General features: G+C 72.9%; 21 protein-coding genes and 1 riboswitch. Of the genes, 10 read left to right on the forward strand and 11 right to left on the reverse strand.

The window, feature by feature from the left end; genetic code table 11:
- Positions 1 to 36: 36 nt before the first annotated feature.
- The 6 genes from cobO to ACTWQF_RS33155 all read right to left on the reverse strand — a co-directional run bounded on the left by cobO (position 37) and on the right by ACTWQF_RS33155 (position 7,510).
- Positions 37 to 645, reverse strand: coding sequence for a cob(I)yrinic acid a,c-diamide adenosyltransferase (gene cobO, locus ACTWQF_RS33130; RefSeq protein ID WP_443283446.1), 609 nt, complete (start codon positions 643 to 645; stop codon positions 37 to 39).
- The gene (locus tag ACTWQF_RS33135) at positions 645 to 2,768 is read right to left on the reverse strand and encodes a putative cobaltochelatase (RefSeq protein ID WP_443283447.1); all 2,124 of its coding nucleotides are present in this window, start codon (positions 2,766 to 2,768) and stop codon (positions 645 to 647) included. The genes cobO and ACTWQF_RS33135 overlap by 1 nt, the downstream gene beginning before the upstream one ends.
- Positions 2,769 to 2,826: 58 nt before the next feature.
- A complete protein-coding gene (locus ACTWQF_RS33140; RefSeq protein WP_443283448.1) occupies positions 2,827 to 4,419 on the reverse strand; it encodes a cobyric acid synthase in 1,593 nt (530 codons plus the stop codon).
- On the reverse strand, positions 4,416 to 5,408 hold the full coding sequence (locus tag ACTWQF_RS33145) for a cobalamin biosynthesis protein (RefSeq protein ID WP_443283449.1): 993 nt from the start codon (positions 5,406 to 5,408) through the stop codon (positions 4,416 to 4,418). Before ACTWQF_RS33145 ends, ACTWQF_RS33140 begins: the two co-directional genes overlap by 4 nt.
- A 199-nt stretch (positions 5,409 to 5,607) precedes the next feature.
- Positions 5,608 to 5,729: riboswitch (cobalamin riboswitch) on the reverse strand.
- A 204-nt stretch (positions 5,730 to 5,933) separates the two neighbouring features.
- A complete protein-coding gene (locus ACTWQF_RS33150; RefSeq protein WP_443283450.1) occupies positions 5,934 to 6,146 on the reverse strand; it encodes a hypothetical protein in 213 nt (70 codons plus the stop codon).
- 17 nt (positions 6,147 to 6,163) lie between these two features.
- The gene (locus ACTWQF_RS33155) at positions 6,164 to 7,510 is read right to left on the reverse strand and encodes an inorganic phosphate transporter (protein ID WP_443283451.1); all 1,347 of its coding nucleotides are present in this window, start codon (positions 7,508 to 7,510) and stop codon (positions 6,164 to 6,166) included.
- A 344-nt stretch (positions 7,511 to 7,854) separates the two neighbouring features.
- Here ACTWQF_RS33155 and ACTWQF_RS33160 point away from each other — a divergent pair, with 344 nt between their 5' ends.
- The 5 genes from ACTWQF_RS33160 to ACTWQF_RS33180 all read left to right on the forward strand — a co-directional run bounded on the left by ACTWQF_RS33160 (position 7,855) and on the right by ACTWQF_RS33180 (position 13,772).
- Positions 7,855 to 9,015 (forward strand): alpha/beta hydrolase, encoded by a 1,161-nt coding sequence (locus ACTWQF_RS33160; RefSeq protein ID WP_443283452.1) that lies wholly within the window; start codon positions 7,855 to 7,857, stop codon positions 9,013 to 9,015.
- A 265-nt stretch (positions 9,016 to 9,280) separates the two neighbouring features.
- On the forward strand, positions 9,281 to 10,555 hold the full coding sequence (locus ACTWQF_RS33165) for a hypothetical protein (protein WP_443283496.1): 1,275 nt from the start codon (positions 9,281 to 9,283) through the stop codon (positions 10,553 to 10,555).
- Between the two features lie 193 nt (positions 10,556 to 10,748).
- Positions 10,749 to 12,347 (forward strand): ABC-F family ATP-binding cassette domain-containing protein, encoded by a 1,599-nt coding sequence (locus ACTWQF_RS33170; RefSeq protein WP_443283453.1) that lies wholly within the window; start codon positions 10,749 to 10,751, stop codon positions 12,345 to 12,347.
- Positions 12,348 to 12,694: 347 nt separating this feature from the next.
- Positions 12,695 to 12,916 carry a helix-turn-helix domain-containing protein gene (locus tag ACTWQF_RS33175; protein WP_443246685.1) on the forward strand — a complete coding sequence of 74 codons (222 nt, stop codon included), beginning with the start codon at positions 12,695 to 12,697 and terminating at the stop codon, positions 12,914 to 12,916.
- 76 nt (positions 12,917 to 12,992) lie between these two features.
- A complete protein-coding gene (locus ACTWQF_RS33180) occupies positions 12,993 to 13,772 on the forward strand; it encodes an enoyl-CoA hydratase/isomerase family protein (protein WP_443283454.1) in 780 nt (259 codons plus the stop codon).
- Between the two features lie 168 nt (positions 13,773 to 13,940).
- Here ACTWQF_RS33180 and ACTWQF_RS33185 read toward each other — a convergent pair whose 3' ends face one another.
- Positions 13,941 to 14,738, reverse strand: coding sequence for a hypothetical protein (locus tag ACTWQF_RS33185; RefSeq protein ID WP_443283455.1), 798 nt, complete (start codon positions 14,736 to 14,738; stop codon positions 13,941 to 13,943).
- Positions 14,739 to 14,948: 210 nt separating this feature from the next.
- Between ACTWQF_RS33185 and ACTWQF_RS33190 the strand changes: the two genes are divergently transcribed.
- The 5 genes from ACTWQF_RS33190 (at position 14,949) to amaP (ending at position 17,577) form a co-directional block, all read left to right on the forward strand.
- Entirely contained in the window at positions 14,949 to 15,458 is a 510-nt protein-coding gene (locus tag ACTWQF_RS33190) for an Asp23/Gls24 family envelope stress response protein (protein WP_443283456.1), read from the forward strand.
- Positions 15,459 to 15,593: 135 nt separating this feature from the next.
- Positions 15,594 to 15,782: a hypothetical protein gene (locus ACTWQF_RS33195; protein ID WP_443283457.1), complete on the forward strand. Its 189-nt coding sequence runs from the start codon at positions 15,594 to 15,596 to the stop codon at positions 15,780 to 15,782.
- Between the two features lie 4 nt (positions 15,783 to 15,786).
- A complete protein-coding gene (locus tag ACTWQF_RS33200) occupies positions 15,787 to 16,167 on the forward strand; it encodes an Asp23/Gls24 family envelope stress response protein (RefSeq protein WP_443283458.1) in 381 nt (126 codons plus the stop codon).
- Positions 16,164 to 16,970 (forward strand): DUF6286 domain-containing protein, encoded by an 807-nt coding sequence (locus ACTWQF_RS33205; RefSeq protein ID WP_443283459.1) that lies wholly within the window; start codon positions 16,164 to 16,166, stop codon positions 16,968 to 16,970. The genes ACTWQF_RS33200 and ACTWQF_RS33205 overlap by 4 nt, the downstream gene beginning before the upstream one ends.
- A gap of 10 nt (positions 16,971 to 16,980) precedes the next feature.
- Positions 16,981 to 17,577, forward strand: a complete 597-nt coding sequence (gene amaP, locus ACTWQF_RS33210; RefSeq protein WP_443283460.1) for an alkaline shock response membrane anchor protein AmaP — start codon at positions 16,981 to 16,983, stop codon at positions 17,575 to 17,577.
- A 31-nt stretch (positions 17,578 to 17,608) separates the two neighbouring features.
- Here amaP and ACTWQF_RS33215 read toward each other — a convergent pair whose 3' ends face one another.
- The 4 genes from ACTWQF_RS33215 to ACTWQF_RS33230 all read right to left on the reverse strand — a co-directional run bounded on the left by ACTWQF_RS33215 (position 17,609) and on the right by ACTWQF_RS33230 (position 21,331).
- Positions 17,609 to 18,388 carry an SDR family oxidoreductase gene (locus ACTWQF_RS33215; RefSeq protein ID WP_443283461.1) on the reverse strand — a complete coding sequence of 260 codons (780 nt, stop codon included), beginning with the start codon at positions 18,386 to 18,388 and terminating at the stop codon, positions 17,609 to 17,611.
- Between the two features lie 321 nt (positions 18,389 to 18,709).
- On the reverse strand, positions 18,710 to 19,492 hold the full coding sequence (locus tag ACTWQF_RS33220) for an SURF1 family cytochrome oxidase biogenesis protein (RefSeq protein WP_443283462.1): 783 nt from the start codon (positions 19,490 to 19,492) through the stop codon (positions 18,710 to 18,712).
- Positions 19,493 to 19,517: 25 nt separating this feature from the next.
- Entirely contained in the window at positions 19,518 to 20,549 is a 1,032-nt protein-coding gene (locus ACTWQF_RS33225; RefSeq protein WP_443283497.1) for a DEDDh family exonuclease, read from the reverse strand.
- Between the two features lie 143 nt (positions 20,550 to 20,692).
- The gene (locus tag ACTWQF_RS33230; protein WP_443283463.1) at positions 20,693 to 21,331 is read right to left on the reverse strand and encodes a TetR/AcrR family transcriptional regulator; all 639 of its coding nucleotides are present in this window, start codon (positions 21,329 to 21,331) and stop codon (positions 20,693 to 20,695) included.
- Between the last annotated feature and the right edge of the window lie 30 nt (positions 21,332 to 21,361).

The raw sequence follows: 21,361 nt of genomic DNA on the forward strand, positions 1-21,361 counted from the left end.
CGGCGTCCCTCCAGTCGTGCGCACCGGTGGCAGTCGTCACCACTCGATGCCCTTCTGTCCCTTCTGGCCCGCGTCCATCGGGTGCTTGACCTTGGACATCTCGGTGACCAGATCGGCCGCGTCGATCAGCTGCTGCGGTGCGTTCCGTCCGGTGATGACCACATGCTGGCTACCGGGCCTCTCCCGCAGTACGGCGACCACCTCCTGCACGTCCACCCAGCCCCAGTGCATCGGGTAGGCGAACTCGTCCAGCACCAGCAGCCGGTAGGTCTCCGCGGCAAGATCGCGCTTGACCTGCTCCCAGCCCTCGCGGGCCGCCGCCTCGCTGCTCAGCTCACCGTCCTGGACGTTGCGCTGGATCCACGACCAGCCCTCGCCCATCTTGTGCCAGGTCACGCTGCCGCCCTCGCCGGAGTCGCCGAGCACCTTGAGCGCGCGCTCCTCGCCGACCTTCCACTTGGCGGACTTGACGAACTGGAACACCCCGATCGGCCAGCCCTGGTTCCACGCGCGCAGCGCCAGCCCGAACGCGGCCGTCGACTTGCCCTTGCCGATACCCGTATGGACCGCAACCAGCGGCCTGTTGCGCCGCTGACGAGTGGTGAGACCGTCCTGCGGTACGACGCTCGGCTGTCCCTTCGGCATTACGCCGCCCTCCCTGCCTGCCCGGCTGCCTGCTGTGCAGCGCGCGAGTTGTGTGAGTCCGTTGTCCGCCGGACGAGTTCGGTGACGGCGTCGGCGCGCAGCTCGTCCAGCGTGACGGCGCTGCCGCCCAGCTCGGCGGCCAGCTCGCGGGCCAGCCCGAGCCGCACGTGCCCCGCCTCGCAGTCCACGACCACCGAAGCGGCACCGTCCGCCGCCAGCAGCCGCGCCGCCTGCCGGGCCCGTACCAGCGGCTCCGCGCCGCCGGTGGCGCGCCCGTCCGTGACGGTGACCAGCAGCGGCCGCCGCGCCGGGTCCCGCAGCCGCTCGACCCGCAGCACCTCGCGTGCCCGCAACAGCCCCGCCGCCAGCGGAGTACGCCCCCCGGTCGGCAGCGACTCCAGCCGGGCCGCCGCCGCGTCCACCGACGAGGTGGGCGGCAGCACCACCTCCGCCTCGCCGCGCCGGAAGGTCACCATGCCGACCTTGTCCCGCCGTTGATAGGCGTCCAGCAGCAGCGACAGCACCGCGCCCTTGACGGCACTCATCCGCTGCCGCGCCGCCATGGAACCGGAGGCGTCCACCACGAACAGCACCAGATTGCCCTCGCGGCCCTCCCGCACGGCCTCCCGCAGATCGTCCCTGCGCACCACCAGGCCACTGCCGCGACGGCCACGCGCGTGCTGGTACGGAGCCGCCGCCTGCACCGTCGCCGCCAGATGCAGCCTGCCCAGCGCCCCCTGCGGGCGGCGCGCCCCTGTCGTACGGCCGTGCGCCGTGCGGGCCCGCGAGCGCCGCCCGGCCGCGCCCTCGCCGAGCCCGGGGACGGTGAGCGTGCGCGCCTTGAACGGCTCGCCGGAGGGAGCGGTGGGTTGATGGGCGGCAGCGGGGGCCTGCGGGTCGGGCTCGGGCTGACCGGGGGAGGGGGTTTCGGGGACCGACCGGTCGGTCTGCTCGGGGAGGAAGGGCTCGTGCGGGGCACCTTCGTGCGGGGCATCGTCCTGCGGAGCGCCCTGCGACGGCAGCCCGCCGCCCTCCGGGCCGCCGTCAGGTCCGTCGTCGTCGGGCCCGTTGTCGTCCGGCCCCTCCGGGTCCGGGCCGCCCTCGTCCTGGCCGCTGTTCTCCTCCAGCGTCTGGTCCAGCTTGTCCTCGTCGAGGCCGGGGGCGTCGAAGGGCGCCCTCCGCCGACGGTGCGGGAGGGCCAGCAGCGCGGCCTGCCGTACGTCCGCCGACTCCACCTCGGTACGCCCCGCCCAGGCGGCCATCGCCGTCGCCGTACGGGCCATCACGAGGTCGGCGCGCATGCCGTCCACCTCGAACGCCGCGCAGGTCGCGGCGATCTGCCGGAGCGCCGCGTCACCGAGCCGTACCCGGGGCAGCAGTTCCCGCGCTGCGGCAATCCGCTCACGCAGTTTCCGCTCGTCGTCCGCCCAGCGCGCCGCGAAGCCCTCCGGGTCGTCGTCGTAGGCGAGCCGCCGCCGTACGACCTCCACCCGCTCGTCCGTCTCGCGGGATGCGGCCACCTCGACCGTCAGCCCGAACCGGTCGAGCAACTGCGGGCGCAGCTCGCCCTCCTCCGGGTTCATCGTCCCGACCAGCAGGAACCGCGAGGCGTGCCGTACGGAGACGCCCTCTCGCTCCACATAGGAGGCACCCATGGCGGCGGCGTCCAGCAGCAGGTCGACCAAGTGGTCATGGAGCAAGTTGACTTCGTCCACGTACAGCACGCCCCGGTGCGCGTCCGCCAGCAGCCCCGGCTCGAACGCCTTCACTCCCTCCGAGAGCGCCCGCTCGATGTCCAGTGCGCCCACCAGCCGGTCCTCGGAGGCACCGACGGGCAGCTCCACCATGCGCGCGGGGCGGGACTCCACAGCCCCGGCGCCCTCGTGCGGGCCGTCCGGGCAGGCGGGGTCGGGTGCGGCGGGGGCACAGGAGAAGCGGCAGCCCGGCACGACCTCGACGCCGGGCAGCAGCGCTGTGAGTGCTCTGACGGCCGTGCTCTTCGCCGTTCCTTTCTCGCCCCGTACCAGGACGCCGCCGATGGCGGGGGAGACGGCGTTCAGCAGCAGGGAGAGCTGGAGGTCCGCCTGGCCGACGAGGGCGGTGAAGGGATAGGGGGTCGTCACGCGACTGTCACTCCTTCGAGTGGCTTGGGTGGATCAGAGGCGGCGGACCGCGGGCCGGTCACGACGGCGCCCCCGGCGGTACGAACGGCAGCCCCTCGGGCACGCCGTCCTCGATGAGCCGCAGCAGCGCCGCCGTATCCGCGTGCTCCTCGATCAGGTCGCCCAGCCGGTCGAGCTGTTCCTCGCGCAGTGCGGCGAACCGGGTGTCGGGCGCCGGTTCGAAGGCGCGGCCCGCGTCGGCGGCCACCCGGCGCAGGAAGGCGCGGCGGAAGCCGTCCGACTCCAGCGAGCCGTGCCAGTGGGTGCCCCACACGCTCCCCACCCGGCAGCCGTCCAGCGGAGCACCCTCGGGGCCGCTCAGGAACGGCTCACCACCGTGCACGTCCGCCACCCCGTGGTGGATCTCGTAGCCCTCCACCGGCTCACCCAGCGCGATCCCGTGCGGCCGGGCCAGCGTCTTGTCCCGGTCGAACCGCACCCGCACCGGCAGCAGTGAGAGTCCGTCCACCACACCCGCACGTGACTCGACCTCGTCCTCGATCTGCTCGCCCAGCAGTTGGTAGCCGCCGCAGACACCCAGCACGGGCCGCCCCTCGGCCGCACGCCGCGCCAGCGCTCCGGCCAGGCCCCGTTCACGTATCCACTCCAGCGCCTTGACCGTGCCCCGGGTGCCCGGCACCACCACCAGGTCGGCGTCGGCCAGTTCCTCCGGCCGGTCGCAGAACCGCACCACCACACCGGGTTCGGCAGCCAGTGCGTCCACATCGGTGAAGTTGGACATCAACGGCACCGGCAGCACGGCGACCCGCAGCACATCCGCCCCGTAGGGGGGCGCGACAGTGGACTCGCGTACGGTGCCGCGCAGCGAGACCCTCAGCCCGTCCTCCTCGTCGATGCCCAGCCCGTGCTGGAACGGCAGTACGCCCAGCGTGGGCCGCCCGGTCAGCCCGTGCAGCATCTCCAGGCCGGGCTCCAGCAGTGTGACGTCGCCGCGGAACTTGTTGACCATGTAGCCTGCCAGCAGCGCCTGGTCCTCGGGGGCCAGCAGTGCCGTCGTACCGAAGAGCGAGGCGAACACCCCGCCCCGGTCGATGTCGCCGACCACCAGCACCGGCAGCCGACAGGCGCGCGCCAGCCCCATGTTGACGATGTCGCTGCGCCGCAGATTGATCTCCGCAGGGCTGCCCGCGCCCTCGCAGATGACCGCGTCATGGCTGCGCCGCAGCTCCTCGAGACAGCCCGCGACCGTCTCCAGCAGCTCCTCGCGCCGCCCGTGCCGTACGCCGTCGCCACAGCCGCTGTCGTCGCCTTCCGTGTGGCGGCCGAAGTATCCCCGTGCCGACATCTCGCCGACCGCCTTGCCCAGCAGTACGACCTGGCTGGTGCGGTCGCTGCCCGGCTTCAGCAGCACCGGGTTCATCAGCGCGCTCGGCTCGACCCGCGCGGCAGCCGCCTGCATGGCCTGCGCGCGGCCGATCTCGGCGCCGTCGAGGGTGACGAACGAGTTCAGCGACATGTTCTGCGCCTTGAACGGCGCCACCCGCATCCCCTTGCGGGCCAGCCAGCGGCAGATGCCCGCCGTCACCACGCTCTTGCCGGCGTCCGAGGTCGTCCCGGCGACCAGCAGTCCGCCTCCCGTACGCGCGCTCACCGCACCCCTCCCTCCCCGCGGCCACGCCCGAAGCGGCGTACTGCCGTGCCCACCAGACAACTTGTGGCCAGCGCCAACAGTCCTACCCGCCGCGACAGCCGCACAGCGCGCTCGATGTCCGCCGTTCGGACGGCCCGGCCGGGCGCGTTGAGGACGGGCCGGTGCTCCACCCGCCCCCCGTACGACAGCGTCCCGCCCAGCCGCACGCCCAGTGCGCCCGCGAACGACGCCTCTACGGGGCCCGCGTTGGGGCTGGGGTGGCGGTGCGCGTCGGCGCGCCAGGCGCGTACGGCACCGCGCGGGTCCGGCCCGGCGAACGCGGCCAGTACGGCGGTCAGCCGTGCCCCCGGCCAGCCCGCCACGTCGTCCAGCCGCGCGGCGGCCCAGCCGAACCGGCGGTGCCGCGGGGAGGTGTGCCCGACCATCGCGTCCAGCGTGTTGACCGCGCGGAAGCCCACCAGCCCCGGAACGCCCGCCAGCGCCCCCCACACCAGTGCTCCCACCACGGCGTCGGAGGTGTTCTCCGCGACCGACTCGACCACGGCGCGGGCCACTTCCGGCGCGCCCAGCCGCTGCGGGTCGCGCCCGCACAGCGCGGGCAGCCGTTCGCGTGCCAGCTCCAGGTCTCCCGCCTCCAGCGCGGCGCCCACGGCCCGTGCCTCGCGGGTCAGCGACGTACCCCCGAGCACGGCCCACGCGGTGACGGCCGTCAGCGCGATGCCGGGCGCCGGGGAGCGGCCCGCGGCGGGGGAGGGGCCGGGTGCGGCACCGACCGTCTTCAGCGCGCCCGCCGCGGCGACCGCGCCCCCCGCGCAGAGAGCGACATAGAGCGCCCCCGCGCCCCGGTGGTCGCGCCACATTCGGCGCTCCAGTGCGGCGGCCGCCCGCCCGAAGGCAGCGACCGGGTGGCCGCGCCGCGGATCACCGAGCAGCGCGTCGGCGGCGAACCCCAGCAGAGTGCCGCGGACATGGACGTCACGGGCCCGCATCAGACGACGGTTCCGGCACACGCATCCACGACGGCGGCAGTCGGGGGTGCTCCCGGCCGGAGTCCCCGGGGATGCTCCAAGGGGAAGGCAGCAGGCACCTCGGCAAGAGATACGGCAGCAACAGCTATGGCGACGGGGCCACGCATGGCGGTGTCCTCACTCAGGGTCCTCGCCCTGGCTCGACTCGACCGGCGGCGAGAGTCTCCTGGCTCCCGGATCCACACCGCCCCCGCCTTCCAGCCCGCGTGGGCCGTGGCTTCGTTGAGGGAGGCGCTCCCCGGTGACAGTGGCGGGACCGCGCCGGATTCGCACCGGCTTCCTCCCCATGCCGCCGTTTGGCACCCGGCAGTCCACCACGTCGCCCCTGCGGGGGGCAACTCGAACGTGCTGGTTACGGCCGTCGCGGCGGGAAAAAGCGTGAGGGCTTCGCCCCTACACCCCCTGTGGAGCCGGGGGTCGGGAGGCGAAGCCCCACACATGGTTCCTGGCGTCGGAGACCGGGGGCGAACCCCCGTCGTGGAACGGCTACGCCGCGATCAGATAGATCCCGTACGCCACTGCCGCCACGCACAGGGCGTAGCAGACGTACGCACCGGTGCGGGCCAGCGGCGAAGGCGCGGAGCCCGCGGTGCGGGGCGAGCCGGCGACGATGCCGAGGGTGAAGACGCCGACGAGTCCCACCGTCGCCACCAGGCTGACGCCGAAGACCTGGCCGAGTGCGGCCCAGTCGATGTTCATGCGGTCGTCCCTTCTGCCTAGCGGAGGCTGCTCGCCGAAGCGGGGCGGCCGGTCGGATGCGGGGTCTCGGCCGCCTTCGTCTCCTCGGCGGAGGCGGCGGAGGCGGCCGAGGCGGCGGAGCTCACTCCCGCCGGCGGCGGGGGCGGAGAGACGGCCCGAATGGCGGTGGTGACCACCCCGACGGGCTCGGACTCGGGCCCCGCGGGCTCCGGCTCTCCGGCCGGGCTCGGGATCCCCGTTGTCTCCGGGGCCGAGGCGGGCTCGACCTCGTTGACGTTGGTGTGGTCCACCGGCGCGCGCCGGGAGCGGAGCCAGATGGCGCCGCAGAGCACGAGGGCGAGGACGGCGACTGTCGTGACGCCCCAGTCGCCCTGCTGGGCCAGCAGCGCGGCCCCGGCCGCGACGCCGCCGGCTGCGGGGAGGGTCAGCGCCCAGCCGATGACCATGCGGCCCGCCGTTCCCCACCGCACGACGCCGCCCTTGCGGCCGAGCCCTGAACCCATCACGGCGCCGGAGCACACGTGCGTGGTGGAGAGGGAGAAGCCGATGTGCGAGGAGGCCAGGATGGTGGCCGCCGCGCTGGTCTGGGCTGCGAAGCCCTGCGGGGGCTGGATGTCGGTGATGCCCTTGCCCATCGTGCGGATGATGCGCCAGCCGCCGAGGTAGGTGCCCAGTGCGATGGCGAGCCCGGCGGCGGCGATGACCCACACCGGCGGGTCGGAGCCGGGCGCCAGGGCGCCGCCGGTGACCAGGGCCAGCGTGATGACACCCATGGTCTTCTGCGCGTCGTTGGTGCCGTGGGCGAGGGAGACCAGCGCGGCCGAGGTGATCTGCCCGGCGCGGTAGCCCTTCGCGGTGCGCTCCTCGTCGGCGTGCCGGGCGACCCGGTAGGTCAGCCGGGTGGCGCACACGGAGGCGATGCCCGCGACCAGGGGCGCGGCGAGCGCCGGGATGAGGACCTTCATGACGACGACGTCGCCGTTGACCGCGCCCGTGCCGACGGCAGCGAGCGTCGCGCCGATCAGTCCGCCCATCAGCGCGTGCGAGGAGCTGGAGGGCAGCCCGGCGAGCCAGGTCAGCAGGTTCCAGATGATCGCGCCCACCAGCCCCGCGAAGATCACTTCGGGCTGGATGCCGGAACCTTCATCGATGATTCCTGAAGATATGGTCTTGGCCACCTCGATGGACAGGAAGGCCCCGAGGAGGTTGAGGACCGCGGACATGGCCACCGCCGCCCGAGGAGCCAGTGCCCCGGTGGAGATGGTTGTGGCCATGGCGTTGGCCGTGTCGTGGAAGCCGTTCGTGAAGTCGAACACCAAGGCCGTGACGATCACGATCCCGATGAGAAGCGTGATGTGTTCCATTCACCAGGCACAATCAGTTCGAGGGGCAATGACGTCGTGAACGTAAAGACGGCGAGTGAACGGAAGGTGAACTGAGGCAGGCATCGAAGTGTCGCCCCCTGAAGCCTGTTGTGTGGGCCAGATCACACCGTAGGCCGAGGGCTCCTCGGGGCCAAGCAAGGCACGTCCGGGTGCCGACGCCAGATGTCTCCCGGCCGCCAACACGACGCGGCGCCCAGCCAGTTGCCGTGCCGGCCGACGCGCCGGTACGACCCGCCGCCGGGCCCCGGCTCCGCCGACCAGGCGTCACCCTCCCGGCCCGCTCCGCTGGTTTCGCACGCCCGATCGTGTCAACACTGACAAGGATGCGTCTGCGAACCGCGGCAGCACTGGCCGCCACCTCCGTGCTCGGTACCGGCGCGGCCACCCTGGCGGCCGGACGGTACGCCGCCGACGCAGCGCTGCGCCCGCCGCGTCCCCGGAGCGACGGCGGCAGCAGGGCCACCGCGGGGTTCGAGGGCACCCGGCTGACCGTGCACTCCCACGACGAGGGCCGGATCGCCATCACCCGCTCCCTGGCCGCCCGGCTGCCCGGTGTCTACGGACTGACCGGGCGCGGCATCCACGCCGTCGTCGGGCCGGTGCTGGAGGATGCGACGGCCGCGGAGCCCCGTCCGCACGCCGTCGTACGGGAACTGCGCCGTATCGACCGGGGCCGGCTCAGCGCCGGTGCCACCGTCCGCCTCACCCCGCAGGTGTACGTCGGCAACCCCGGCGAGGCCCTCGGCGCTGAGTACACCGACGTCGAGATCCCCGGCGAACTCGGGCCGCTGCCCGCCTGGTTCGTGCCCGGCGACCGCAACGCCTGGGTCATCACCGTGCACGGCCTCGGCGCCACCCGCGAGCATCCGCTGACGCTGCTCCCGTTCTACCGGCGCTACAGCGTCCCGGTGCTCGACATCGCCTACCGGGGCGACACCGGCGCGCCCCCGCCGCTCGACGGCATCGGCCACCTGGGCAGCTCCGAATGGCGGGACCTGGACGCCGCCATCCGTTACGCCGTCCAGCACGGCGCCCAACGGCTGATCCTGCACGGCTGGTCCAGCGGCGCCACCATGGCCCTGCACGCCGCCGCCAACTCCCCGCTGCGGGACCGGGTGGCAGGGCTCGTGCTGGACTCGCCGGTGCTCGACTGGTCGCACACCGTGCGGGCGCTGGCGCTCTCCCGGGGCACCCCCCGTGCGCTGCTGCCGCTGGTGGTCCGCGCCGTCCAGGGCCGGGCCGGACTGCCCGAGGGGCGCGACGCCACGCTGGTCGACCCCGCGAAGCTGGCCGTGCCCACCCTGCTGGTGCACGGCCCCGCGGACACCATCGCCTCCTGGGACAGCTCCCGCGCACTGGCCGCGCACCGCCCGAAACTCGTCTCCCTCCACAAGATCCCGCACGCCCCGCACGCCGCGATGTGGAACGCCGACCCGCACGGCTACGAGGAGAAGCTGCGCCGCTTCATCACGCCCTTCATGTGAGGCCGCCATACGGGCGACCATGTGAGGCCATGTCACGCTGAGCCCTTTTCAAGCGCCCGTATACACCTGGCCGGAGAAGGTGAACGACCGGAAACGGCACCCCAGGTTTGGGTTTCAACGGCACAGCGTGAAGACTGCTCCTGTGACGACGTCCCGTACCCCGGGGGACAACAGGCTCCGCCTCGTCCCCCGACAGCCCGTCGCCGCCGCCCGGCGCACTGTGACGACCAGGCGCTCCGCCAGGACGCCACCGCCCCCGGACGGTGTGCTGCCCCGCGACCAGCTTGCCCGGCACGCGCGTGCCTGCCTCGCAGACGCCGTCCGCGTGGCCCGCTGGGCTGCCGAGACCGGCCGCTCTCCGCAGCCCGGCCCCGAGGCGGAACAGGCGGCCGAAGCGCTGCGGATGACCGTCCCGCTGGTACGCACCCACTGGGACCGGGCCAAGCTGGCCGGCCTGATCGAACTCCACGGGGACACCGCCCGCGCCGGCTGGCGGCTGCGGGCCTGGGACCGTGACGACAGCGCCGTGCTGCGTGGCTGGGTCGCCCTCTTCGACGCCTGGTCGCTGGCCCACCCCGCGCCGCTGCCGCACGAGCAGAGCCTGGTGGCGGAGATCGTCGAGGCGGTGCCGCAGTTCCTCTCCGTGATGCACCTTTCCGGCGGCCCCGTCACCTTCTCGCTGCTGCATGACCTGCTCGCCCAGCGCATCGCCGAGTTGCGGGCCGAGCGGCACGCCAACCAGCACGCGACGAGCCGCGCGATGGTCGGCGTCGCCCTGCCGGGGCTGCTCGACTGGGCACTGGACGGGCTCTCCGCGGTGGGGGCGCTGACCCGCTGCCCGGACGAGGATCCCGCCGAGGAGACCGGCGTACGGCAGGGCTCCGCCGTCCTGACACCGCTCGGCAACTGGGCGGTGTGGACCAAGCTGGAGCAGATCTGCGTCGCGGCGCAGAGCCCGGCCGGGAACATCGAGCAGTCCGCCGAGGAGATGCTGCGTGGCTGCGCCCGGATGACCCCAGGCCCGGCCCGCGACGAGTACCGCGCCTGGCTCGCCGCGCGCCCCACCGGACCGGCCGTCACCGAACTTCTGGAGGCGGCCCGGGGCGAGGACGCGCTCATCCGCGGGCTCGCCTTCGAGGCGCTGCGAGTGGTGGGCGCGCCCGCGGAGGATGCCGTACAGGAGGCCGCGGAGGAGCCCACCCTGCGGCCGTACGCGCTGCTGTGGCTGGCCGAGCAGGCGGGCACGGACCCGGAGGATCTGGCGGGCGGGGCACCCGGCGTCCTCACCCGGCAGGAGGCGACCTGGCTGTGGGTGGACACCGCGGCGGCCGTCACCGACCACGGCGAGGAGCGGCTGCTGGTCGACCACCTGGGCACCGCCGTACAGGGCTCGGTGCCCAAGCTGCTGGAAGAGGTCCGCGCCACCGGCCACCCGCGCACCGTCCAGGTCCTCGTCGCACTCGCCGCGGCCCATCCGGACCCCGCGCTGGCCAAGGCCGTACGGCGGGCCGCCTTCCAGGTGCACACCGGCGGGGAGTGACGGGCGTCGCCGGCCGGCGTCCCCCCAGGCGTGCTGCCGGTGCTGTCGAGCGTCCGGCCGCAGACCGGAAAAGCGTTTGCCCGCCGCCGGTAGACTGGCTCTCATGCCTCATCTCCTCGTGCATTAGGCGTGCGTACGCCGCTTCCGCACTTCTGCCGTACGCACGTCCACAGTCCTGCCTTGGAGTTCTCCAGTGATCACCGCCACCGGTCTTGAGCTGCGCGCCGGAGCCCGCGTCCTCATCGAGTCGGCCACCTTCCGCGTCGCCAGGGGCGACCGCATCGGCCTCGTGGGCCGCAACGGCGCCGGCAAGACCACCCTCACCAAATGCCTCGCGGGCGAGGGCACGCCCGCGGCCGGCACCATCACCAGCAGCGGCGAGGTCGGCTACCTCCCGCAGGACCCGCGCACCGGCGACCTCGATGTGCTCGCCCGCGACCGCATCCTCTCCGCACGCGGTCTGGACGTGGTGCTGCGCAGGATGCAGGAGAACGAGGAGCGCATCGCGAACGGCAAGGGCGCCACCCGCGAGAAGGCGATGAAGAAGTACGAGCGCCTGGAGACCGAGTTCCTCACCAAGGGCGGTTACGCGGCCGAGGCGGAGGCCGCCACCATCGCCGCGAGCCTCGGCCTGCCCGACCGGGTGCTCGGCCAGCCGCTGCGCACCCTCTCCGGCGGTCAGCGGCGCCGCGTCGAGCTGGCCCGCATCCTCTTCTCGGACGCCGACATCCTGCTGCTGGACGAGCCGACCAACCACCTGGACGCCGACTCGATCGTGTGGCTGCGCGACTTCCTCAAGACCTACCGCGGCGGTCTCATCGTCATCTCCCACGACGCCGATCTCGTGGAGACGGTGGTCAACAAGGTGTTCTGCCTGGACGCCAACCGATCGGCCATCGACATCTACAACATGGGCTGGAAGCAGTACCTCACCCAGCGCGAGGACGACGAGAAGCGGCGCCGCCGGGAGCGGGCCAACGCCGAGAAGAAGGCAGCCGCGCTCAACTCGCAGGCCGACAAGATGCGCGCCAAGGCCACCAAGGCGGTGGCCGCCAAGAACATGGCGCGCCGCGCCGAGAAGCTGCTGTCCGGGCTGGAGGGCGAGCGCCAGGCCGACAAGGTCGCCAAGCTGCGCTTCCCCGACCCGGCGCCCTGCGGCAGGACGCCGCTGATGGCCGAGGACCTGTCCAAGTCCTACGGCTCGCTGGAGATCTTCACCGGCGTCGACCTGGCAATCGACCGCGGCTCACGCGTCGTCATCCTCGGCCTCAACGGCGCGGGCAAGACGACGCTGCTGCGGCTGCTGGCCGGCATCGAGGAGCCCGACACCGGCAAGGTCGTCCCCGGCCACGGCCTCAAGCTCGGCTACTACGCGCAGGAGCACGAGACGCTGGACCCGGACCGCACGGTGCTGGAGAACATGCGCTCGGCAGCGCCCGACATGGACCTGGTCGCCATCCGTAAGACGCTGGGCTCCTTCCTCTTCTCCGGCGACGACGTCGACAAGCCCGCCGGGGTGCTCTCCGGCGGCGAGAAGACCCGGCTGGCCCTGGCCACCCTCGTGGTCTCCTCGGCCAATGTGCTGCTGCTGGACGAGCCGACCAACAACCTCGACCCGGCCAGCCGCGAGGAGATCCTCGGAGCCCTGCACACCTTCACCGGCGCCGTCGTGCTGGTCACCCACGACGAGGGCGCCGTCGAGGCGCTCCAGCCGGAGCGCATCATCATGCTGCCGGACGGTGTCGAGGACCTGTGGGGCGAGGAGTACGCGGACCTCGTCGCCCTTGCTTGATCCATCTGAGATGGATCATTCGGCCGACGGTTGATCCTTCATCTGAGTGAGTGCGGCTCGTACCCCGGCGCGGCCCCGCGGCTGCGCCGGGTCTTCGTGGCAGGAGCCGTCGACGGGCCGCGCTCATTTCGCGGGCACGCTGCTGACCTGCGGGTTTCCCCATTGTTCCGGCTCGGTATGGGTCGTGCACGTGCATCTGCATGAGGACGGAATCGATTGCTCCAGGGCAAGCGTGGTGTGCACAAGTTCCCAAGCTGCTCACGAAGACCTTGCCGAATGGGTGGCCAGAAGTGGGGGGAGGGGTGATCATGAGAGTCACAGAGCGCACTTCCCATGAGGAGGCACGGGTGGCCGAGACTCTGAAGAAGGGCAGCCGGGTGACCGGCGCCGCGCGCGAAAAGCTCGCGGCAGACCTCAAGAAAAAGTACGACTCCGGAGCGAGCATCAGGGCGCTGGCCGAAGAGACGGGCCGTTCCTACGGGTTTGTGCACCGGATGCTCAGCGAGTCGGGTGTGAACCTGCGCGGACGCGGCGGAGCGACCCGAGGCAAGAAGTCGAGCTCCTCCTGAGGAGGCTTTCGGGCGTTCCCTCCGGTGGTTACTCTTCGGTTGGACATACTGCTGGGTAACCACCGGAGGAACCTCGATGACCCTGCTCAACCAGGACGGCGTGCACGTCGCCGCCGACGGTGAGGTGGCCGCGGTCACCCTCACCAACCCGGCCAAGCGCAATGCGCAGACGCCCGCCATGTGGCGAGCACTGGCCGAGGCGGGACGCGTGCTGCCGGGGACGGTCCGGGTCGTCGTGCTGCGCGGCGAAGGCAAGTCCTTCTCCGCGGGGCTCGACCGCCAGGCGTTCGAGCCGGACGGCTTCGAGGGCGAGCGGTCCTTCCTGGAGCTCGCGCGTGACACCGACGAGCAACTGGACGCCGCCATCGCGGAGTACCAGCAGGCGTTCACCTGGTGGCGCCGCCCCGACCTGATCAGCATCGCAGCAGTCCAGGGCCATGCCATCGGCGCCGGGTTCCAGCTCGCACTCGCCTGTGACCTGCGGGTGTGTGCGCAGGACGTGCAGTTCGCCATGCGGGAGACCAGCCTCGGACTGGTACCCGACCTGACCGGTACCCACCCCCTGGTGGGACTGGTCGGCTATGCGCGCGCTCTCGAGATATGCGCCACCGGCCGCTTCGTCCACGCCGAGGAGGCCGAGCGCGTCGGGCTCGCCAATCTGGTCGTGCCCGCCGAGGAGCTCGACGGCGCCGTCACCGATCTGACCGCAGCCCTCCTCGCCGCTCCCCGCAACGCGGTGGTCGAGACCAAGGCGCTGCTCGCCGGAGCCGGTACGCGTACGTACGAGGAACAGCGCGCCGCGGAGCGGGCCGCCCAGGCCCGCCGTCTCCGCGACCTCGCGGGGTTCGGCGATTGAGGCTTGCCCGGCGCCTTTTGGTTCGCCCCTCCGTTGTTCCGGGTACGGGGTGCCCCTGCCGGACGCTTGCGGGCTGCGGGCTGGTTATGGCTGGTCGCGCAGTTCCCCGCGCCCCTGACGGGGCGCAGCCCTTCATGCCGGGTACGCAAGATCCGCCGCCGCGCGGGGTCACACTCGGTCGATGGCGGTCACCACGATGGCGACGGTCACCTTGCCGGAGGCGCCGAGCGCGTCGCGCGCTGCGGCTCCGGCGGCGCGAGCCGTGTCGAGGGCGCGGCGGGTGGGCGAGAGCCCCAATTGGAGCAGGACGTGACAGCGGCCTTCTTCCGGGTCGCCCTCGATCTTGACGGCGCTGACCGCCGGACCGGCGGCGACGCGGGAGAGGGCCGGGCCTGTCACGGGGGCGAGCCGGGCCACACCGTCCACGGCGAGCACGGCGCGGGTGACGCGGTCGGCGGCGGCACGGTGGGCTGCCCCGGCGGAGCCGGCCGAGCCCGACATCCGGGCTTCCTCCGCCTCCGGTGCCCGTCCGGGCCTGGGCCCGCCGCCCTCGGCCGAGTCGGTGATCCCCGCCTCCACGAGCTCGGTGACCCGCAGATCCACGCTCTCCAGCGCGAGCCCCAGCTCTTGCTCGGCGGCGGCCAGCAGCGTGCGTCGTACATCGTCAGCGGCAGCGGGTACGGGCCGGTCGGCGGGGGCCGCCAGTTCGGCGGTCAGCGTCAGCGGACCGGGCGGCATGGCGCTGGGCGGCGGGGGGACGGCGGGTTCGACGGCAGCCCGCGGAGTGGTGAGCTCCACCCGCATCGCGCTCAGTCGTACGCCCGGTACCGGCCGTACCGACCGGCCGAGTACGGCGAGCGCTGCCTCCTCCGTCACCCAGGCGCCGTCCGTCGCCTCGCCCAGCGGCAGGAGCCGCCCCAGACCGAGCTGTTGGCGTACCGCCTGGGTCAGCCGTTCCGCCGTCATGGTGCGCACTCCCTTTCCGCATCCTGCTGCTTGCCGCAAGGAGAACCTGCCGCGTCGGCGGTGCCCCCTCGCGCACCGCACTGCGTACGGGGGCCGTTGTCACCCGGTCGGCGGCGCGCCCCGGATCTGCGCGAGCGGTGCACACCGGGTCGTGCTTACGGTGAGCAGCGGAGCGGCAGGCCGCTTCGAACCTCCGAAAGGGGCGCAGAGATGTCCGAGACCAGTTCGTCCGCCCGCTCCGACAGCCGCACCGCGCGCACGGCCAACCAGCCCGCCGGTGGCACGACCGAGCAGCCGCGCCGGATCGGCGGGCTGGCGCCCGCGGGCTCCCGCGGCCGCACCACCATCTCCGACGGTGTGGTCGAGAAGATCGCGGGCATGGCGGCCCGCGACGTGGTCGGCGTCCATGCGATGGGCGGCGGCATGGCCCGTACGTTCGGCGCCGTCCGCGACCGGGTGCCCGGCGGCGGCCGGTCCGTCACCCGCGGCGTCAAGGCCGAGGTCGGCGAGGTACAGACGGCGCTCGATCTGGAGATCGTCATCGACTACGGCGTGTCGATCTCGGACGTGGCGCGCTCCGTGCGGGAGAACGTGATCTCGGCCGTCGAGCGGATGACGAGCCTCGAGGTGGTCGAGGTCAACATCGCGGTGAGCGACGTCAAGCTGCCGGACGAGGAGGAAGAGGAAGAAGAGGAGCAGGAACGCCCCCGCCTGCAATGAGAACTTGACCGTGCAATGAGCACTTGCAGTGAGCAACGCAATGAACAGCAGCGCCGCGGTGAGCGCTAGCGGCGCCCCTGGCGAAGTGATCGCGCGCCGCGCGCCCCGCCGCGGTGCCGAGCGAAGGAGCGCACGATGAGCATGGCCTTTGTCGGCTTGATCGCCGGCCTGGCGCTGGGCTTCGCCGGGTACTTCGGCGGTTTCGGAGCCTTCGTGCTGGTGGCGGCGCTGGGGGCCGTCGGCTTCCTGGTGGGCAGATTCTTCGACGGGGATATGGACGCGGGGGAGTTCTTCCGTGGCCGGGGCAGCGAGCGCCGCAGGTGACTCCGTGACGGATACGCAGGTTTCCGCGGGTGAGCGCGGGGCGATCCGGATCGCCGACCGCGTGGTCGCCAAGGTCGCGGCCCAGGCGGCGCGGGAGGCGCTGCGCGGGGCCCGGGAAGAGGACGGCCGGCCGACGGGCGGGCCGCCCGTGCGCCGGCCGGTCCGACGTACGGGGGTCACGGTCCGGGAGCGGACGGCACGGGTGCGGATCGGGCTGGAGCTGGGCTACCCCTCGGACATCGGCGCGCAGTGCGGCGCGGTGCGCCGGCGCGTGATCTCGCGGGTGGGTGAACTGGTCGGCATGGACGTACCGGACGTGGCCCTGGACATCGAACGCCTCCACTCGGCGCAGTTGAAGGGCGACAGCTCCGGGAGGGTGACGTGACCCGGGAAAGCGATACCGGCGACCCCCGCCCGGCCGCGCGGAAGCAGGGGCATGGGCACGGACCGGGCTCCACGATGGAGAAGCCCTCCCAGACCCCCGAGACCCCCGAGACCCCTGAGACCCCCGAGACCCCTGAGACCCCCGAGACCCCTGAGACCCCCCAGACCCCCGGGACTCCCGAGCCACCGGAGCCGCCCACCCCCGAGCACCCCAGGGCCGAGGCGGCGCCCCCCGGCGCGGACGGCGGGCCGGGCGAGGGGAAGGCGGGGCGGTTCTGGTCGGTACGCAGGATGCCGGCCGGAATCGTCGCACTGTTGCTTTTCGCCGGGGTCGGCATTCTGCTGTACGACGTGGCCTCCGTTCGCGCCGACCGTCCGGGCATGGTCTGGCGCCGCACCCTCACCGACGAGCTGGCAGGCCGACGGCTCGATGACACCTACATGCTGGCGGGCGCCGCGGTGGTCGCCGTGCTCGGGCTGTGGCTGCTGGTGCTGGCCCTCACGCCTGGGAAGCGGTCGCTGCTGATGATGCGGCCGGATGTTCCGCAGGTGCGCGCCGGGCTGGAGCGGTCGGCTGCGGCGCTGGTGCTGCGGGACAGGGCGATGGAGATCTCGGGCGTGCAGTCGGTGCGGGTCACCGTCACCCGCCGCAAGGTCCGCGCCCGGGCGGCAGCGCACTTCCGCGACCTGGACGAGGTACGCAGCGACCTGGACGGCGCGCTGCGCGAAGGCATCGGACAGCTGGGCCTGGCCAGTCGGCCCGATCTGTCCGTACACGTACGACGGCCGGCGAAACGACGGTGAGGCGAGGGCGATGCTGCGGACCGTGAACCGGGTGCTGACCGCGCTGATCGGGCTGGCGCTGCTCGCGCTCGGCCTGGCCGTGCTCTTCGCGGGGCTGGACCTGCCCCGCCGCTGGGGGGTCACCATGCCGTCCGGCTGGCCGTGGGACCGGCCCCGGGACGTGGTGCTCAGCGATGCCGACCGCACCCGGTGGACCGACGAGGGCTGGTGGTGGCCGGTAGCCCTCGCCGTCCTGGCTGCGCTCTTCCTTCTGTGCATGTGGTGGCTACTGGCGCAGTTGCGGCAGCAGCGACTGAACGAGGTACTGGTCGACAGCCGGGACGGCGAGGGCGCGGTGCTGCGCGGGCGTGCCGTGGAGGACGTCATCGGGGCCGAGGCGGAATCGCAGCCGGGTATCGACCGGGCGCGTGTCGTGCTGACGGGGCGGCGCCACCAGCCCAGGGCCCGTATCGGACTGGTGCTGGCCGCGTACGCCAAGCCGGGACCCGCCGTGCACCAGCTCCGCCGTGAGGCAATCGCCCATGCGGTGACCTCGGCCGGACTGGAAGCCCTCCCGGCCGAGGTCAGAATGCGCGCCGCCCGCCACCGCGCGGAGCGCGTGAGCTGACGGCCGAGGAAACCGGCGGCCGGCGCCGCGATCAGAGGCCGTGCAGTGCCCCGCCGTCCACCGGAAGCATCACCCCGGTCAGATACGAGGCGGCGGGGGAGAGCACGAAGGCCGCCGTGCGGCCGAACTCCTCCGGGGTGCCGTAGCGGCGCAGCGGGATGCCCGCAGAATTGCGTTCGCGGGCGGCGTCCCCGTCGCCGGAGAGGGAGTCGAGGTACTGCATCCGCTCGGTCCCGATCCGGCCGGGCATCAGCCCCAGCACCCGGATGCCGCGCGGGCCCAGCTCGCCTGCGAGGGTCTTGGCGAACCCCGCCAGGCCGGGGCGCAGTCCGTTGGAGAGGGTCAGCCCGGGGATCGGTTCGCGTACGGAGCCGGAGAGTACGAAGCCGATCACCCCGCCCTCGCCAAGCTCGCCCGCCGCCGCGCGCGCCAGCCGAACGGCGCCGAGGAAGACATTGTCGAAGGCCGTCTGCCACTGCTCGTCGGTGAGCTGGTCCGCGGGCACGCCCGCCTGCGGGCCGCCGACGCTGACGAGGATGCCGTCGAATCGCCCGAACCGCTCCCGGGCCGCCGCGATCACCCGCCCCGGGGTCTCCGGGTCGGCGTTGTCAGCGGCAACGCCGAGCGCCCGGCCTTCGGCTCCCGACGCCTCCACCCCGAGCTGCGCCGCCGCCTCCTCGGCCGACTTCTCCGACCGGCCGGTCACGACGACACGTGCCCCCTCGGCGAGCAGTTGAGCAGCAGTGGCGAACCCGAGCCCCCGGGTGCCGCCGGTGATGACATAGACGCGCTCTGATAGTCCAAGGTCCATGCCCTGCAGTTTGCCTGACGGCTGCGGACGCTGTGGTTGCGGAGTCCGCCTATTCCGCCGGACCCTCGCCCTCGTGGTTGCTCGCCGTCGCGGCGGGAAAAGTTCGGGGGCTCCGCCCCCGATCCCCCGGTCGGGCTTTGCCCCGGCCCCCGTTCGGGCTTCGCCCCCTGGGGCGCGGAGGCAGAGCCATCAGCCACATCTGTCCGCCGCGACGGGGGTGTGGGGGCGGAAGCCCGCGCGATGGGGTTACGGGGGCGGAGCCCTCGTAACCCTTTCCGCCGCAATGGCGAGCAACCACGAGGGCGAGGGTCCGGCGGAAAATCAGGCGGCCTCAGCCACCACGTCCGACGAACCCCGCCGCTCCGCGGCCTCGCGGCGGACGAGGATGACCCAGCCGACGGGTACCGCGGCGGTGAACAGCCACCACTGGACGGCGTAGGCCATGTGCGGGCCGATGCCGCTGTGGTCGGGCTCGGGCAGCACCTCGGGCTGTTTGCCCGCGGGCTTGGGGGAGGTCTTGACCATTTGGATGAAGCCGCTCAGCAGCGGCCGACCCGCCTCTTCGGCCTGCTTGTGGCTGTTGATCATCATGACCTGGCGGTCGGGCAGGCCCTTGGTGTCCTTGATGCCGCTGGCCTCGGTGGTCTCGTCGGGCATCAGCCGCCCGACGACGCCGACCCGGCCCTGCGGCGGCGCGGGCACCTTGGGGAAGGCGGTCAGATCGCGGTCGGCGCGGATCCAGCCGCGGTTGACGAGGATTGCCGAGCCGTCCTTCAGGACGAGCGGGGTGACGACGAAGTAGCCGATGGTGTCGCGGTCCGGGCCCGTACGGTGCCGGACGACGACCTCGTGCGCGGTGTCGAACGTCCCGCGCGCGGTGACCGTACGGAATTTGTCGTCGTCGGCGGGCTCCCGGCCCTTCCCGGTCAGTTCGGTGACCGGCACGGTGGGTGCCGCCAGGCTCGCGGCCACTTCCTCGTTGCGCGCCACCCGGTCCTCATGGCGGTGCAGCTGCCAGAAGCCCAGCTTGATCATGGTGGGGATCAGCACAAGGCCGAGCAGGGTGAGGATCACCCACTGCCGGGACAACAGGAAGCGGTACACGTCTACCGACGGTACCCCGCGCCCTTCAGCCCTCCGGCGCGGGGGCCACGTCCTGGAGAAGCTGGGTGAAGGCGGCCTCGTCGATGACGGGCGTGCCGTAGGAGCGGGCCTTCACCACCTTCGACGCAGGGGAGTCCGGGTCGTTGGTGACCAGCAGGCTGGTGAGCCGCGAGACGCTGGTCGCGATGTGCAGCCCCGCCTCGATGGCACGGTCCTCCAGCAGTTCCCGGTCCACGGAGGTGTCCCCGGAGATGGCCACCCGCATCCCCTGCACCAGCCGCCCCTCCGGTTCGTACCGCCCCGGGTTCGGGTACGGGCAGGCGGGGCGCTTGCGCGAGGGGCGCCAGGTGCCGTACCCGCGGCCGTACGAGCCGTACCCGGATCCGGCGCCCGCCCCGCCGCCGGCCCGGCGCGGCACCACCGCGTCGGTCCACTCGCTGAGCGGCTGGCACGCCAGCAGCGGCAGCCGTACCTGCTGCCGCGCCGCCAGATGAAGGCTGGGGCGGAACGCCTCGGCCAGCACCCGAGCGTCGTCCAGCGCGTGGTGCGCCCGCTGCTGGACCACGCCGTAGTGCGCGGCGAGGGACTCCAGCTTGTGGTTGGGCAGCGGCAGCGACAGCTCCTTGGACAGCGCGATGGTGCACAGCCGCTGGCGCACCGGGGCCTCGCTCTTGGCCCGCGCGTACTCCCGCGCGATCATCGACCAGTCGAAGATGGCGTTGTGCGCGACCAGGACGCGGTCGGCCAGACGGGCGGCGAACTCCTCGGCGATCTCCTCGAAGAGCGGCGCGTCGGCGAGCGCCTCGGACGTCAGCCCGTGGATCCAGGTGGGGCCGGGGTCGCGCTGCGGGTTGACCGGCGTGTACCAGTGGTCCTGGACCTCGCCGCGTGCGTCCAGGTGGTAGACGGCTGCGGACACTATCCGGTCGTCCCGCGCGAGGCCCGTGGTCTCCACGTCCACCACCGCATAGCCGTCCGGGTATCCGGCGGGCCAGCTGAGCGGCGGCTGTGCGTCGGCGGCGGGCTGCGCGGGAATGCGCGTGGACGTCCCGTCCATGCGTGCCGTCTGGTCTTCGAGCATGGTCACAGAGAATACGGGGCGGTACTGACAGTGCCTTACGCCGCGCCCGCGCCGGTGCGGACGACGGGGCTCGCCCGGCCATCCGCCCAGAGCTCGGAGCAGGGCAGTACGGAGGAGCGTCAAACCCCCTGCTGTGGGGGCGAATCGGGCACTCCGAGCAGGCCGTCGACCAGCGCCCGCAGCGTAGCCGTGAAGACCTTCTCCGCGTCCGGTGGCGTGGCCAGCGCGCGTACCAGCGCCGCGTCGTCCGTCTCCCGGTCGCTCTCCCACAGTTCCGGTTCGCCGGGATACTGCAGGGGCGCGCGTTCCCGGTTGCGTTCGACCAGCACATGACCGATGACCGAGAACTGCACGGCGCGTACCGCCTCCGCAGCGCGCGCCCCGCGCAGCCCGGCGGCGTGCGCTTCCCTCACGAGCGCCCGCTGTGCGGACAGGAACATCCGTTCCGTCAGGCCCCGTTCGTGGACCATCGCGATCAGATGCGGGCGGGCCCGCAGTTCGCGCCGCAGCGTCCGCGCGATGGAGACCGTGCGGGCCTGCGGGGTCCGGCCGCGCGGCTGGATCTCGCCCAACTCCCGTACGGTGCGCTCGACAAGGGCCTCCAGCAGCGACTCGCGGTTGCCCACGTGCCAGTAGATGGAGGTCACCGCGGTGCCGAGCTCGGCGGCGAGCTTGCGCATGGTGAGCGCCTGCGGGCCGTGCTGCCGCACCAGTGCCGCGGCGGCGTCCAGCACCGCCTCGCGGTTCAGACCGGTCATGATCCCCCATTCTGGACGGTCCGTGTGTCT

The sequence above is a fragment of the Streptomyces sp. 8N114 genome (assembly GCF_052245835.1).
GTDB lineage: Bacteria > Actinomycetota > Actinomycetes > Streptomycetales > Streptomycetaceae > Streptomyces.